This window comes from Streptomyces sp. NPDC001848 (assembly GCF_042891915.1).
Taxonomy (GTDB): domain Bacteria; phylum Actinomycetota; class Actinomycetes; order Streptomycetales; family Streptomycetaceae; genus Streptomyces.
The window spans coordinates 155,497-169,600 of sequence record NZ_JBIATP010000005.1; the positions used below are offsets into that span (position 1 = coordinate 155,497).

A 14,104-nucleotide genomic window follows, 5' to 3' on the forward strand; every position below is an offset into this window, starting at 1 on the left:
GCACCCGGTGGTGGGCCCCGTGGGGGAACCGACTCACCCGGCGGCGACGGAACCCGTCGTCCCCGCCGTCAGACCCCGGCAGCCGTCGCGTCCGTGCCCTTCATCAGCGCTGCGGCAGCCGCGCCCACCAGGCCGGCGTCGGTGCCCATCAGCGCCGGCGCCACCGTCAGGCGCTGGACGAAGGACAGCGTGGCGTAGTCGGTCAGGGCCTTGCGCAGGGGGGCGAACAGGAGGTCACCGGCCCCGGCCACTCCTCCGCCGATGACCGCGATGTCGATCTCGACGAGCGTCGCGGTCGCGGCGATCCCGGCGGCCAGTGCCTGGGCGGCGCGCTCGAAGGACGCCACGGCCACCGGGTCACCGGCACGGGCGGCCGCAGCCACGGCGGCGGCCGAGGTGTCCCCGTCGGGCCCCGGCCGCCAGCCGCCCTCCAGGGCGCGGCGCGCGATGTTCGGCCCGCTGGCGATGCGCTCCACGCAGCCGCGCGAGCCGCACGGGCACGGATCACCGTCCAGGTCCACGCTGATGTGCCCGATGTGGCCGGCGTTCCCCGTCGGGCCCGGGTGCAGCCGCCCGCCCAGGACCAGACCGCCGCCGACCCCCGTCGACACCACCATGCACAGGGCGTTGTCATGGCCGCGGGCCGCGCCCTGCCAGTGCTCGGCCGCCGTGATGGCCACGCCGTCGCCGATCAGCGCGACGGGCAGGCCGCCCGTCGCCGACCGGACCCGCTCGACCAGCGGGTAGTCGCGCCACCCCGGTACGTTGACCGGGCTCACCGTGCCCGCGGAGGCGTCCACCGGCCCCGCGCTGCCGATACCGACGGCACGCGCCCGACCCCAGAGCGGGGAGCCCGTCAGCTCCCCTATGACATCCTCGACGGCCCCCATCACGGTGTCGCCGTCCTCCTGCGCGGGCGTCGCGCGCTGCGCGCGCAGCAGGATCCGGCCGTGGCCGTCCACCAGCGCTCCGGCGATCTTGGTGCCGCCGATGTCGAGCGCGGCCACGAGGTCGGTGTGCATCAGTGTCAGGTCTCCCAATGCGTGAGTGGTACCGGCCCCGGCGTACGGTGTGCGGTCGCCGCCGCGGGGTCCGGGCGCCGGGCACGAGCGGGCAGGGAGCGCCCCTGGGGGAAGGCGCGGGCCGGAGAGTGCGGTGGACAGTCTCTCCCGCATCTGACAACGTTGTCCAGGCTCTATGCTCGACGCCACATGGTCGTACAGCCCCATGGAATCCCGGTAGAGCCATGGAGTGACGTCTCCGTGGACGACAGGACAGGACAGCGCATCGTGCCCGAGACCGCCCGCCGCACCGACCGCCCCGCAGACCGCCACACCGGGACTCGCTACGGCAACCGTCCGACCATGAAGGACGTCGCGGCACGCGCAGGGGTGGGCCTGAAGACGGTGTCGCGCGTGGTCAACGGCGAGGCGGGAGTCACGCCCGACACCGAACGCCGGGTCCAGGAGGCGATAGAGGCGCTGGGGTTCCGGCGCAACGACAGCGCGCGGGTGCTGCGCAAGGGCCGCACGGCGAGCATAGGCCTGGTCCTGGAGGACCTCGCGGACCCCTTCTACGGGCCGCTGAGCCGGGCCGTAGAGGAGGTCGCCCGGGCGCACGGAGCCCTGTTGATCAACGGCTCCAGCGCGGAGGACCCGGACCGGGAGCAGGAGCTGGTACTGGCGCTGTGCGCGCGCCGCGTGGACGGGCTGGTCATCATCCCGGCGGGTGACGACCACCGCTATCTGGAGCCGGAGATCAAGGCGGGCGTCGCCACGGTGTTCGTGGACCGCCCCGCCGGGAGGATCGACGCCGACGTGGTGCTGTCCGACAGCTTCGGCGGCGCCCGTGACGGGGTCGCCCATCTCATCGCGCACGGTCATCGGCGGATCGGCTTCATCGGCGACATGCCGCGCATCCACACCGCGGCCGAGCGGCTGCGCGGCTACCGGGCCGCCATGGAGGACGCGGGCATACCCGTCGCGGACTCCTGGATGTCCCTGGGCGGCACCGATCCCGAGCGGGTGCGCCGGGCCGCCGAGGAGATGCTCACGGGGCCCGCTCCCGTCACCGCGATCTTCGCGGGCAACAACCGCGTGACCGTCACCGTCATCCGCGTCCTCGCCGCGCACAGCCGTCCGGTCGCCCTGGTCGGCTTCGACGACATCGAGCTGGCCGATCTGCTCCAGCCCGGCGTCACGGTCGTCGCCCAGGACGCCGCCGCCCTCGGCAGCACGGCCGCCGAGCGCCTGTTCCGCCAGCTCGACGGCACCCTCGTCACCCCGGAACGCATCGAGCTCCCCACCCGGTTGATCACCCGGGGCTCGGGCGAACTGCCGCCCGCCGACTGAGGCCGGCCGAGGGCCGCAGCCGCTCGCCACTGCTCCGCAGCCGCAGTGCCCGCTACTGCTCCGCAGCCGCAGTGCCCGCTACTGCGCCGAGGCCGTGAGATCCCCTCGCCTGGGCGCCGCGAAGCCCTCCAGGTCGGCGCGGGTCAGACCCGTGGCCCGGGTGACCTCCGCCGTGTCCAGGGCGCCGCAGTCCAGCCCCCGCAGCAGATAGCCGCTCAGCGCCTTCGCCGTGGCCGGTTCATCCAGCACGTCGCCGGCGGTGCGGTCCGCGTAGCGGGCGAGGCGTGCCGCGGCCTGCTGGAAGCCCTCCCGGTAGAAGGCGAAGACGGCCGCGTACCGGGTGGGAAGGTGAACCGGGTGCATGTCCCAGCCCTGGTAGTAGGCGCGGGCCAGCGCCCGCCGGGTGAGCCGGTAGTGCAGCCGCCAGGCGTCGTGGACCTGTTCGGTGGGGCCGACGGGCAGGACGTTCGTCGAACCGTCGGACACGCGGACGCCGGTACCCGCCGCCGCGACCTGCATCACCGCCTTGGCGTGGTCGGCGGCCGGGTGGTCGCTCGCCTGGTGGGCGGCGGAGACACCGAGACAGGCGCTGTAGTCGAAGGTGCCGTAGTGCAGTCCGGTGGCGCGGCCCTCGGCGGCGTGGATCATACGGGCGACGGTGGCGGTGCCGTCGGCGGCGAGGACGGCCTGGCTGGTCTCGATCTGGATCTCGAAGCCGAGGCGCCCCGCGTCGAGCCCGTGCGCCTTCTCGAACGCCTCCAGCAGCCGCACCATGGCGGTGACCTGCTCGGGGTACGTCACCTTGGGCAGCGTCAGCACGAGCCCGTCCGGCAGCCCGCCGGCCTCCATCAGGCCGGTGAGGAAGATGTCGAGCGTGCGGATGCCCCGGTCGCGTACGGGCGCCTCCATGCACTTCATCCGGATGCCCAGGTACGGGGTGGCCGTGCCCTTCGCGCAGGCCTCCGCGATCAGCCGAGCCGCGCGCGCGGCCGCCTGGTCCTCCTCGGCGTCGGGGCGCGGCCCGTAGCCGTCCTCGAAGTCGACACGCAGGTCTTCGATCGGCTCGCGTTCGAGTTTGGCGCGGACACGGTCGTGGACCGGCGCGGCGAGTTCGTCGCCGAGACCGAGGACCGAGGCGAACGAGGCGGCGTCCGGGGCGTGTTCGTCGAGGGCGGCGAGGGCCTGGTCGCCCCAGGAGCGCACGGTGTCGGCGGCGAAGACGTCACCGGGGACGTAGACCGTGTGGACGGGCTGGCGCGTGCCCGGGTCGCCCGGGTAGCGACGGGCCAACTCGGCGTCCACCGGGGCGAGGGAGGCACTGATCCCCTCACCGACGGCACCCGCGAGGCTCGTCGACACCCGCTCCTGCCGGCCCTGGCCCATCCCACACCCCTCCCGCTTTCCACTGCACGGAATCAACAATCCGTAGAGCGAAGCTATCCATGGCCCTTGCCGCTGGTCAACACCTCCTCGCTCGGCGGGCGGTTCCCGCGCGGCCGTCTGCTCGGGCGGGCGTCCCGGCCCTGGGACGAACGAAGGCCCCCGCGACCGCGCCGGGGCGGTCACGAGGGCCTCGCAGCCGTGGGGCGGCTCAGCCCTTGCGGGCCTTGATCTGCTCGGTGAGCTGCGGGACGACCTCGAACAGGTCGCCGACCACGCCGTAGTCGACCAGGTCGAAGATCGGCGCCTCGGCGTCCTTGTTGATCGCCACGATCGTCTTGGACGTCTGCATACCGGCACGGTGCTGGATCGCACCGGAGATGCCGGTCGCGATGTACAGCTGCGGGGACACGCTCTTACCGGTCTGGCCGACCTGGTTGGTGTGCGGGTACCAGCCCGCGTCCACCGCCGCACGCGAGGCGCCGACTGCCGCACCCAGGGAGTCGGCGAGGGTCTCGATGAGCGAGAAGTTCTCCGCGCCGCCCACGCCACGGCCACCGGAGACCACGATCGCGGCCTCGGTGAGCTCCGGGCGGCCGGTCGACTCACGCGGCGTACGGCCGGTGATCTTCGTACCGGTCGCCTTCTCGGAGAAGGTGACGTTCAGGGCCTCGACCGTGCCCGCGGCCGGGGCGGCCTCCACGGCGGCCGAGTTCGGCTTCACGGTGATGACCGGGGTGCCCTTGCTGACACGGGACTTGGTGGTGAAGGAGGCGGCGAACACCGACTGGGTGGCCACCGGGCCCTCGTCGCCGGCCTCAAGGTCGACGGCGTCGGTGATGATGCCCGAGCCGATGCGCAGCGCCAGACGTGCGGCGATCTCCTTGCCCTCCGCGGAGGACGGGACCAGCACGGCGGCCGGGGACACCTGCTCGTAGGCGGCCTGCAGGGCATCCACCTTCGGCACGACCAGGTAGTCGGCGTACTCGGAGGCGTCGTGGGTGAGGACCTTGACCGCGCCGTGCTCGGCGAGCGCGGCGGCGGTGTTCTCGGCACCGGAGCCGAGGGCGACGGCGACCGGCTCGCCGATGCGGCGGGCCAGGGTCAGCAGCTCCAGGGTGGGCTTGCGGACGGCACCGTCCACGTGGTCGACGTAGACGAGAACTTCAGCCATGGGAACGGATCTCCTTGCGGATTGCGAAGTCTGAGGGACGGTAAGGGAGTCGATCCCTTAGATGAACTTCTGGCTCGCGAGGAACTCAGCGAGCTGCTTGCCGCCCTCGCCCTCGTCCTTGACGATCGTGCCCGCGGTGCGCGCCGGACGCTCGGCCGCCGACTCGACCTTGGTGTAAGCACCCTCGAGACCGACCTCCTCGGCGTCGATCTCCAGGTCGGACAGGTCCCAGGACTCCACCGGCTTCTTCTTGGCCGCCATGATGCCCTTGAAGGACGGGTAACGGGCCTCCCCCGACTGGTCCGTCACCGACACGACGGCCGGCAGGGACGCCTGGAGCTGCTCGGAGGCGGCGTCGCCGTCCCGGCGGCCCTTGACCACGCCGTCCTCGACGGAAACCTCGGACAGCAGGGTCACCTGCGGCACACCCAGACGCTCGGCCAGCAGCGCGGGTACGACACCCATGGTGCCGTCGGTGGAGGCCATGCCGGAGATCACCAGGTCGTAGCCGGCCTTCTCGATCGCCTTGGCCAGCACCAGCGAGGTGCCGATGGCGTCCGTGCCGTGCAGGTCGTCGTCCTCCACGTGGATCGCCTTGTCGGCGCCCATGGACAGCGCCTTGCGCAGCGCGTCCTTGGCGTCTTCGGGGCCCACCGTCAAAACGGTGACCTCGGCGTCGTCCGCGTTCTCCGCGATCTGCAGCGCCTGCTCGACCGCGTACTCGTCGAGCTCGGAGAGCAGACCGTCCACGTCGTCCCGGTCGACGGTCAGGTCATCGGCGAAGTGCCGGTCGCCAGTGGCGTCGGGCACGTACTTCACAGTGACAACGATCCTCAAGCTCACGCCGGCTCTCCTACTGCATCGTCATTTCTGGGCTGCCTTCTTGCAGGCAGCATAGGCGCCTGAAGCGGCCGATCCCGGTCGGGGCGACCCCGCGCTCCGAACGAAATATTACTCACCAGTACATCGAGTGGATGCCCGCTAAGCAAGCGCTTTGAACTGTGACGTTGACAACGCTGTGTAACCGGCCGGGAGGCTCAGTCACGCAGGCCGTTGAACCGGCCCTGGTGGTAGAGGAGAGGGCGTCCGGCACCCGAGGGATCACCGAGGACTACCTCGGCGAGGACGATGCGGTGGTCCCCGGCGGGCACCCGGGCCACCACGCGGCACACGAGCCAGGCGAGGACGTCGTCCAGAAGGGGCACCCCCTCCGGGCCCTCGCGCCAGCTGGTCGGCGCCCCGAACCGGTCGGCACCGCTCGTGGCGAAAGTGCCGGCCAGGTCCTCCTGGTGCTCACCGAGTATGTGCACGCCGATGTGCTCGGCTTCCGAGACGACGGGCCAGCTGGAGGAGCCGACGCCGATGCCGAAGGAGACGAGCGGGGGCTCGGCGGAGACGGAGGACAGGGAGGTGGCGGTGAAGCCGACCGGCCTGCCGCCGCCCTGGGCGGTGATCACGGCGACTCCGGCCGCGTGCCGCCGGAAGACCGAACGGAGCAGGTCCGGGGAGGCGAGCCGATGGGTGACGACGTCGGGCGTGGCCCTCATGCGATGTCCTTCTGGGAGAGGTGGCTGGGGTCCGTGGGTGCTCAGCACGCCGGACAGCAGGCACTCGCGGTGCGTGCCAGATCCACGTGGACACGCTCGAAGAGAAGGAGTTCAGGGGGCATACGGTCAGGCTGACGATAGGTGGTAGACGCAGTCAAGTGCGTCCCGGCATACGGGAGGCACGTCACCGTCGTGGGCACAACCGTCAAACCGCCTCCCCCAGCGCCGCGATGACGTCGGCCCTGCGAGGCTGACCGGTGGCTCGGCGCACGACCCGCCCGTCGGCGTCGAGGACCAGGACCGTGGGCGTCTTCAGGATGCCGAGTTCGCGCACGAGGTCGAGGTGCGCCTCGGCGTCGATCTCGATGTGGGTCACCCCCGGAACCATGTCGGCCACCTCGGTGAGGACCCGGCGCGTGGCCCGGCAGGGAGCGCAGAAGGCGCTGGAGAACTGCACGAGCGTCGCCCGCTCGCCGAGTCCTTGGCCCAACTCCGCCGCGCCGAGCCGCTTTCCCTCGTCGCGCCCGCGCACTCTCACCCTCCCGCTCCGCCGCCGGTGCAGCACTCCGTACGCGCTCGCCAGCACGAGCACGGCCACGCACACCACAAGTCCCGTCATCGTCTGCTCCAGCGTTCACCAGACCGCAAAGATTCCCGGCTCCCCGATCCGATTCTCATGCGGAATGCTTGATTCATGGACATCGATGTGAGAGGGCCGCGCTTCGGGGCCGCCGTGACGACCGTTGTGCTGGCCGTGGTCCTGGTCACCGGCAACGCCTGGCTGCTGGCCTGGCAGTTGCTGGCGTTCGCGCTGGGCGCGGCCGGCGGCGTGACACGTTCACCGTACGGATGGCTGTTCCGGAGGGTCGTTCGCCCGCGGCTCGGGCCGCCGGCGGAGTTCGAGGCGCCGCAGCCGCCGCAGTTCGCCCAGGCGGTCGGGCTCTTCTTCGCCGTCGTCGGGCTGGTCGGCTACACCGCGGGTCCGCGGTGGCTGGGGCCGGCGGCCGCCGGGGCGGCGCTCGCCGCCGCCTTCCTCAACGCCGCTTTCGGGTACTGCCTGGGGTGCGAGGCTTACCTGCTCATGCGGCGTGTCGCGGCCCGTGGGCACTGACTGCGCATCAGACCCGGGTGCTGCGAACGGCTGACGTGACGAGGATCTCGCCGTACACGGGCACCAGGACTGGCCCCGCGTCCGTTCTTCGGGCACGATCTGCGGCAAGCCGTAAACCTACGGCTGCGTAACTTCCCGCCGGGAGTCCCTTCCCAGGCAGAGAGAAGGGTCCGTTCCCGTCCATGGCTGAGCTCGTCTACCGTCCCGTCATCGGTCTCGCCCTCACGATGTTCAAGGCATGGGACCTGAAGATCGACTGCGAGGGGTCGCAGAACATCCCCCGCTCCGGCGGTGCGGTGCTGGTGAGCAACCACATCAGCTACCTCGACTTCATCTTCAACGGCCTGGCGGCGCTGCCGCAGAAGCGCCTGGTGCGCTTCATGGCCAAGGAGTCCGTGTTCCGGCACCGCATCTCCGGCCCGTTGATGCGCGCGATGAAGCACATCCCGGTGGATCGCAAACAGGGCGAGAAGGCGTACGAGCACGCGCTGGACTCGCTGAAGTCGGGAGAGGTGGTCGGCGTCTTCCCGGAGGCGACGATCTCGCAGTCGTTCACCCTGAAGAGCTTCAAGTCGGGCGCCGTGCGCCTCGCCCAGGAGGCAGGCGTTCCGTTGGTCCCGATGGCACTGTGGGGCACCCAGCGACTGTGGACCAAGGGTCATCCGCGCAACTTCGGGCGCAGCCACACCCCGGTCACGATCCGGGTGGGCGAGGCGATCGAGGCCCCCCGTGAGTCATACGCCGGCGTCCTCACCCGTCAGCTGCGCGAGCGGGTCCAGGAGTTGCTCGAGGCCGCGCAGCGCGCCTACCCGGGGCGGCCCAAGGGCCCGGAGGACACCTGGTGGCTGCCGGCCCACCTCGGTGGCACCGCGCCGACCCCGGAGGAGCTGCGCGCGGCCGAGGTGCGCTGACACCCAGGTCATCCCGCCTCAGAGTGTGGTGGGGAGCATCTTCCAGAGGGTCGGCCGATCGGGCGCGGACTCAAGGGCCCTCACCACCGCCGGGTGAGGTGCGGCGTACAGGACCGGATGATCCGCCTCACCGAGCCCTTCGTCGGGAATCCAGGCGAGCCGCTCCCCGTCCAGAGAGAACTGTGCGTCGACGCCCGGTTTGTTGCCGCGGGGATCCTGCCGGTGCCAGGCGCCGTGGAACCGCACGGCAACCAGACCGTGCACGGCATGACCGCCGCCGTCGTCGTGCGCCAGCCGCTGGTAGCACAGAGCCGTCGGGATGTCCTCGGCCCGCAGCAGCGCCGCCAGCGCGTGCGCCTTGGCGTGGCAGATGCCGGTGCGTTGCTGCAGGACGTCGGAGGCGCGCCAGGTGACCCGCATGTCACCGCTGTCGGCGGAGTGCGGGATGGTGTCACGGACGAATTCATAGGCCGCCTGCGCATAGGCATACGAGTCCCGAACATCCTTCGTCAGGCGGGCGGCCGTCTTGCTCACCAGCGGATGGTCATGGTCGATGACCTCGTCGACGGCCAAGTACGCGGACAGATCGGGGTTTTCCTGGATCAGCTCCATGCCCGCAGAGCATAGGAATGCGGCCACCCGAGCGTCAATGACTTTTCGGGCGACCGCATACCTATGCATAGGCTGCTAGCGGGCCATCTCCTCCTTGAGGGCCGCCACGAACCGGTCCACGTCGTCCTCGGTGGTGTCGAAGGCGCACATCCAGCGGACGTCGCCCGCGGCCTCGTCCCAGAAGTAGAAGCGGAACCGCTTCTGCAGGCGCTCGCTCACGTCGTGCGGCAGCCGGGCGAAGACCGCGTTGGACTGGACCGGGTAGAGGATCTCGACGCCGTGGACCGCCCGCACGCCCTCGGCGAGGCGCTGGGCCATCTCGTTGGCGTGGCGGGCGTTGCGCAGCCACAGGTCCTTGGCGAGCAGGGCCTCCAACTGCACCGAGACGAAACGCATCTTGGAGGCGAGCTGCATGGACAGCTTGCGCAGGTGCTTCATGTGGCGGACGGCGTCCTGGTTGATGACGACCACGGCCTCGCCGAACAGCGCACCGTTCTTCGTCCCGCCCAGGGAGAGGATGTCCACGCCGACCGCGTTGGTGAACGTCCGCATCGGCACGTCCAGGGCGGCGGCCGCGTTGGCTATCCGGGAGCCGTCCAGGTGCACCTTCATGCCCCGCGCGTGGGCGTGCTCGCAGATCGCGCGGATCTCCTCGGGGGTGTAGAGGGTGCCCAGCTCGGTGCTCTGGGCGATCGAGACGACCTGCGGCATCGCGCGGTGCTCGTCCTCCCAGCCGTACGCCTGCCGGTCGATCAGATCGGGTGTGAGCTTGCCGTCCGGCGTCGGCACGGTGAGCAGCTTGAGGCCGCCCACGCGCTCCGGCGCCCCGCACTCGTCGACGTTGATGTGGGCGGACTCCGCGCAGATCACCGCGCCCCAGCGGTCGGTGACCGCCTGGAGCGCCACGACGTTCGCTCCGGTGCCGTTGAAGACCGGGAAGGCCTCGGCCGTGGCACCGAAGTGGCTGCGGATGATCCGCTGGAGGTTCTCGGTGTACGCGTCCTCGCCGTACGCGACCTGGTGCCCGCCGTTGGCCAGGGCCAGGGCGGCGAGCACCTCCGGGTGTGCCCCGGCGTAGTTGTCGCTGGCGAAACCGCGGACCTCCGGGTCGTGATGACGGCGCGCGTCGGTCCTGGGAGGGTTCACGGCTTCTCGGTCAGCCACAGACGGTTTCCGTTCACTTCGGCGGCGGGCTTGTCCCAGACTCCGGCGATGGCCTCCGCCAGGTCCTTGACGTCGGTGAAGCCCGCGAACTTCGCGTTGGGGCGGTCGGCGCGCATCGCGTCGTGCACCAGCGCCTTCACCACCAGGATGGCAGCCGCCGACGTCAGCTCGCCCTCGCCCTTCGCCTTGTTGAAGGCGTCGGCCATGGCCAGCGTCCAGGCCTCGGCGGCGGCCTTCGCGGCGGCGTAGGAGGCGTTGCCGGCGGTGGGCTTGCTCGCGCCCGCCGCGCTGATCAGGACGTACCGGCCGCGGTCGCTGCGCTGCAGGGCGTCGAAGAAGGCGAGCGAGGTGTGCTGCACCGTGCGGATGAGCAGCAGTTCGAGCAGGTCCCAGTCGTCGAGCTTGGTCCTGGTGAAGGTCTCGCTGCCGCGCCAGCCGCCGACGAGGTGCACCAGACCGTCGACCCGGCCGAAGTCCTTCTCGACGTGGGCGGCCCAGTCGCGGGTGGACTGCAGGTCGAGCAGGTCCACGGTGTCACCGGTGACCGTGGCGCCGCCGTACGCGTATCGGGCCGCGTCCACGGCCTCCGCGAGCCGCTCGGGGTCGTTGTCCGAACCGACGACGGTGGCCCCCGCTTCGGCGAGCCGCAGCAGCGCCGCCCGGCCGGCCGGTCCGCCCGCGCCCGCCACCGCGATCACCGCGCCGCTCAGTGGCCCGTTCCCGTTCCGCATCTTCGCCTCCTGCCGAGCGGCCGTACCGGTTCCCAGAGTGCTCATGCGGCAACCCGCTCGGCCGCCTGAGCCGTGATGCCCTTCGTCGAGGCGATCACGTTCTTGAGCTTCTTCTGCAACGCCTCATAGAACATGCTCAGCGGAAACTCGTCCGGAAGCACGTCGTCCACGAGCTTACGCGGCGGCTGGGTCAGATCGAGGGCATCCGGGCCCTTGGCCCACTTGGAACCCGGGTGCGGGGCGAGGTAGGTGGAGACCAGTTCGTACCCGGCGAACCAGTGCACGAGCTTGGGGCGGTCGATGCCGTCCCGGTACAGCTTCTCGATCTCGGCGCACAGCTGGTTGGTGACCTGCGGGGCGCGCTCCCAGTCGATGGCGAGCTTGTTGTCGGTCCAGCGCACGACGTCGTGCTTGTGCAGGTAGGCGAAGAGCAGCTGGCCGCCAAGACCGTCGTAGTTGCGCACGCGCTCGCCGGTGACCGGGAAACGGAACATGCGGTCGAACAGCACCGCGTACTGCACGTCGCGGGCCTGCGGCACGCCGTCGGCCTGGAGCTTCACGGCCTCCTTGAAGGCGGTGAGGTCGCAGCGCAGCTCCTCCAGGCCGTACATCCAGAACGGCTGGCGCTGCTTGATCATGAAGGGGTCGAACGGCAGGTCGCCGTGGCTGTGGGTGCGGTCGTGGACCATGTCCCACAGCACGAAGGCCTCTTCGCAGCGCTTCTGGTCGTGGACCATCGCGGCGATGTCCTCGGGCAGCTGAAGGCCCAGGATGTCGACGGCGGCAGCCGTCACGCGGCGGAAGCGGGCTGCCTCACGGTCGCAGAAGATGCCGCCCCAGGAGAACCTCTCCGGCGCCTCGCGCACGGCGATGGTCTCCGGGAACAGCACGGCGGAGTTGGTGTCGTAGCCCGTGGTGAAGTCCTCGAACTTGATGCCGCAGAACAGCGGGTTGTCGTAGCGGATGCGCTCCAGCTCGGCCAGCCAGTCGGGCCAGACCATGCGCAGCACGACCGCCTCGAGGTTGCGGTCCGGGTTGCCGTTCTGCGTGTACATCGGGAAGACGACCAGGTGCTGGAGGCCGTCCCGGCGGTTCGCGGCGGGCTGGAAGGCCAGCAGCGAGTCCAGGAAGTCGGGCACCGGGAAGCCCTCGTCGGCCCACCGGTGCAGGTCCCTCACGAGCGCCTCGTGGTAGGCGGCGTCGTGCGGCAGCAGCGGGGAGAGCTCCGCCACGGCCTGTGCCACACGGCGGACGGCGGCCTCGGCCGCCGCGCGCTCCGGGGCGCCCTCGGCGTCGAAGTCGATCGAACCGTCCTTGGACTGCCATGGCCGGATTCGCTCCACGGCATCCTTGAGCACGGGCCAAGCCGGGTGGTCCACCACCCTGTCCTGCGGAGGAACCTGCTCCTCCGAACCCAACTGCACAAGAATTTCCGTCATGACCCATCCTTCACGGGAGAACCTCTCGTAAGCACACCGTATGCATACGGGGTTTCCCCCAGCAAGGGGACAGTCGAAAAATTATCCTGCTTGCAACCCGCTTCACCGCTCTTTTTCCTGCGCAGCATCGGCAACGCAACGACTTCCACTGAACGTTTGTTCGGGAACGATCTCCGGGGCAGAAGGGCGACTTCAGGCCATCGCCGTAGGGCACAGCACGGTCAACACGGGCGAGACGCGCCCACCCGGGGGTGACACCGGACCGGCCGCTCAGTCCGGTTTCGCGCCGTTCCGTGCGCCCCCGGGCCCCGGCACGACCGGGTTCGCGACGCGGCCGGGCCGTTAGGCTGCGGCCGAGCCGCGCCGGCCCGGGAGCACCGCGCGGCTGCCCGAGCCGCCGTCGACGGAAGCGAGCCGAACCTTGAACTTCCTCACCATCGGTCACCGCGGAGTGATGGGTGTCGAACCCGAGAACACCCTCCGGTCCTTCGTCGCCGCCGAACGCGCGGGACTGGATCTGGTCGAGCTCGATCTCCATCTGAGCAAGGACGGTGCCCTCGTGGTCATGCACGATGACCAGGTGGACCGTACGACCGACGGTACGGGGCCGATCGCGGAGAAGACCCTCGCCGAGTTGCGCGCGCTCGACGCGGGCCGTGGTGAACGCGTCCCCGTCTTCGAGGAGGTCCTGGACGCGGTGCGGACGCCGATCCAGGCGGAGATCAAGGACGTGGCGGCGGCACGGGCGCTGGCCGAGGTGATGCACCGCCGCGATCTGGCCGGCCGGGTGGAGGTGTCCTCGTTCCACGGCGAGGCGGTCGCGGAGATCGCCCGGCTGGTGCCGGGCGTCCGCACGGCGCTGATCGCGAGTCGCTACGGCACCGACGTCGTGGAGCGCGCCGTCGAGGCCGGCGCGGCGACCGTGTGCCTCAACATCCGCCGGCTGACCCTGGAGGTCGTCGAGCACGCGCGCGAGGCGGGCCTGAGGATCATCGGCTGGGTCGTCAACACCCCGGAGCACCTGCGGCTCGTCCGCGCGCTGGAGCTGGACGGCGCGACCACCGACTACCCGGAGATCAGGCGCACCGGCCGCTTCACGGCGTGACCTCCCCGCACACAGTCACACCAGCGGCTTGACCAGCAGCTCGAACTGGAGGTCGTCGCGCTGGGGGATACCGAAGCGCTCGTCGCCGTACGGGAAGGGGCTCATCTGTCCCGTACGGCGGTAGCCGCGCCGCTCGTACCAGGCGATGAGGTCGTTCCGGACGGAGATGACGGTCATCTGCATCTCCTTGACGCCCCACGTCTCGCGGGCCGTACGCTCCGCCTCGGCGATGACCACCTTGCCGAGCCCGCCGCCCTGCAGCGTGGGGCTGACCGCGAACATCCCGAAGTAGGCGTGGTCGCCGCGGCGCTCGATCTGGCAGCAGGCGATGATCGCCCCGTCCCGCTCCACGGTCAGCAGCCGGCTGTCGGGCGACTTGACGACCTCGAGCACGCCCTCCGGGTCGGTCCGCTGGCCCTCGAGGATGTCCGCCTCGGTGGTCCAGCCGGCCCGGCTGGCGTCGCCGCGGTACGCCGACTCGATCAGCGCGACCAGCGCGTCGATGTCGGCCTCGGTGGCGTCGCGGAAGGTCAGACCGGTCATGGCGGTGTCGGCGTTGGCGGGGCTGTCCATTGGGAT

15 protein-coding genes are annotated in these 14,104 nt (G+C 70.8%); 4 read left to right on the forward strand and 11 right to left on the reverse strand.

Features of this window, described 5'->3' with window-relative positions; genetic code table 11:
* Window positions 1–68 precede the first annotated feature (68 nt).
* Window positions 69–1,022 (reverse strand): ROK family protein, encoded by a 954-nt coding sequence (locus ACFYZJ_RS12005; RefSeq protein WP_388565952.1) that lies wholly within the window; start codon window positions 1,020–1,022, stop codon window positions 69–71.
* Window positions 1,023–1,262: 240 nt separating this feature from the next.
* Between ACFYZJ_RS12005 and ACFYZJ_RS12010 the strand changes: the two genes are divergently transcribed.
* Window positions 1,263–2,351: a LacI family DNA-binding transcriptional regulator gene (locus tag ACFYZJ_RS12010; protein WP_388565955.1), complete on the forward strand. Its 1,089-nt coding sequence runs from the start codon at window positions 1,263–1,265 to the stop codon at window positions 2,349–2,351.
* Window positions 2,352–2,429: 78 nt separating this feature from the next.
* On the opposite strand, the gene ACFYZJ_RS12015 is transcribed toward ACFYZJ_RS12010, so the two are convergent.
* The 5 genes from ACFYZJ_RS12015 to ACFYZJ_RS12035 form a co-directional block, all read right to left on the reverse strand.
* A complete protein-coding gene (locus ACFYZJ_RS12015) occupies window positions 2,430–3,734 on the reverse strand; it encodes a DUF6986 family protein (protein WP_388565958.1) in 1,305 nt (434 codons plus the stop codon).
* 208 nt (window positions 3,735–3,942) lie between these two features.
* Window positions 3,943–4,905 (reverse strand): electron transfer flavoprotein subunit alpha/FixB family protein, encoded by a 963-nt coding sequence (locus ACFYZJ_RS12020; RefSeq protein ID WP_388565960.1) that lies wholly within the window; start codon window positions 4,903–4,905, stop codon window positions 3,943–3,945.
* 57 nt (window positions 4,906–4,962) lie between these two features.
* Window positions 4,963–5,748, reverse strand: a complete 786-nt coding sequence (locus ACFYZJ_RS12025) for an electron transfer flavoprotein subunit beta/FixA family protein (protein WP_388565963.1) — start codon at window positions 5,746–5,748, stop codon at window positions 4,963–4,965.
* A gap of 194 nt (window positions 5,749–5,942) precedes the next feature.
* Window positions 5,943–6,452 carry a flavin reductase family protein gene (locus tag ACFYZJ_RS12030; protein WP_388565966.1) on the reverse strand — a complete coding sequence of 170 codons (510 nt, stop codon included), beginning with the start codon at window positions 6,450–6,452 and terminating at the stop codon, window positions 5,943–5,945.
* Between the two features lie 205 nt (window positions 6,453–6,657).
* Window positions 6,658–7,071: a thioredoxin family protein gene (locus tag ACFYZJ_RS12035; RefSeq protein WP_388565968.1), complete on the reverse strand. Its 414-nt coding sequence runs from the start codon at window positions 7,069–7,071 to the stop codon at window positions 6,658–6,660.
* A 75-nt stretch (window positions 7,072–7,146) separates the two neighbouring features.
* Here ACFYZJ_RS12035 and ACFYZJ_RS12040 point away from each other — a divergent pair, with 75 nt between their 5' ends.
* Both ACFYZJ_RS12040 and ACFYZJ_RS12045 read left to right on the forward strand, forming a co-directional pair.
* Window positions 7,147–7,563, forward strand: a complete 417-nt coding sequence (locus ACFYZJ_RS12040) for a DUF4395 domain-containing protein (protein WP_388565971.1) — start codon at window positions 7,147–7,149, stop codon at window positions 7,561–7,563.
* Window positions 7,564–7,745: 182 nt separating this feature from the next.
* Window positions 7,746–8,474 carry a lysophospholipid acyltransferase family protein gene (locus ACFYZJ_RS12045; protein ID WP_388565973.1) on the forward strand — a complete coding sequence of 243 codons (729 nt, stop codon included), beginning with the start codon at window positions 7,746–7,748 and terminating at the stop codon, window positions 8,472–8,474.
* Between the two features lie 18 nt (window positions 8,475–8,492).
* Here the strand turns inward: ACFYZJ_RS12045 and ACFYZJ_RS12050 are convergent, their stop codons facing one another.
* The 4 genes from ACFYZJ_RS12050 to ACFYZJ_RS12065 all read right to left on the reverse strand — a co-directional run bounded on the left by ACFYZJ_RS12050 (window position 8,493) and on the right by ACFYZJ_RS12065 (window position 12,420).
* A complete protein-coding gene (locus ACFYZJ_RS12050; RefSeq protein WP_388565976.1) occupies window positions 8,493–9,086 on the reverse strand; it encodes a transglutaminase domain-containing protein in 594 nt (197 codons plus the stop codon).
* 75 nt (window positions 9,087–9,161) lie between these two features.
* Complete coding sequence (locus ACFYZJ_RS12055) at window positions 9,162–10,232, reverse strand: threonine aldolase family protein (RefSeq protein WP_388565978.1); 1,071 nt, start codon at window positions 10,230–10,232, stop codon at window positions 9,162–9,164.
* Window positions 10,229–10,981 (reverse strand): SDR family NAD(P)-dependent oxidoreductase, encoded by a 753-nt coding sequence (locus tag ACFYZJ_RS12060; protein ID WP_388566644.1) that lies wholly within the window; start codon window positions 10,979–10,981, stop codon window positions 10,229–10,231. The genes ACFYZJ_RS12055 and ACFYZJ_RS12060 overlap by 4 nt, the downstream gene beginning before the upstream one ends.
* 41 nt (window positions 10,982–11,022) lie before the next feature.
* Entirely contained in the window at window positions 11,023–12,420 is a 1,398-nt protein-coding gene (locus ACFYZJ_RS12065; RefSeq protein WP_388565980.1) for a DUF6421 family protein, read from the reverse strand.
* A gap of 421 nt (window positions 12,421–12,841) precedes the next feature.
* On the opposite strand from ACFYZJ_RS12065, the gene ACFYZJ_RS12070 reads away from it, so the two are divergent.
* Window positions 12,842–13,525 carry a glycerophosphodiester phosphodiesterase gene (locus ACFYZJ_RS12070; RefSeq protein WP_388565983.1) on the forward strand — a complete coding sequence of 228 codons (684 nt, stop codon included), beginning with the start codon at window positions 12,842–12,844 and terminating at the stop codon, window positions 13,523–13,525.
* A gap of 15 nt (window positions 13,526–13,540) precedes the next feature.
* Here ACFYZJ_RS12070 and ACFYZJ_RS12075 read toward each other — a convergent pair whose 3' ends face one another.
* Window positions 13,541–14,098, reverse strand: coding sequence for a GNAT family N-acetyltransferase (locus tag ACFYZJ_RS12075; RefSeq protein WP_388565985.1), 558 nt, complete (start codon window positions 14,096–14,098; stop codon window positions 13,541–13,543).
* Window positions 14,099–14,104 lie beyond the last annotated feature (6 nt).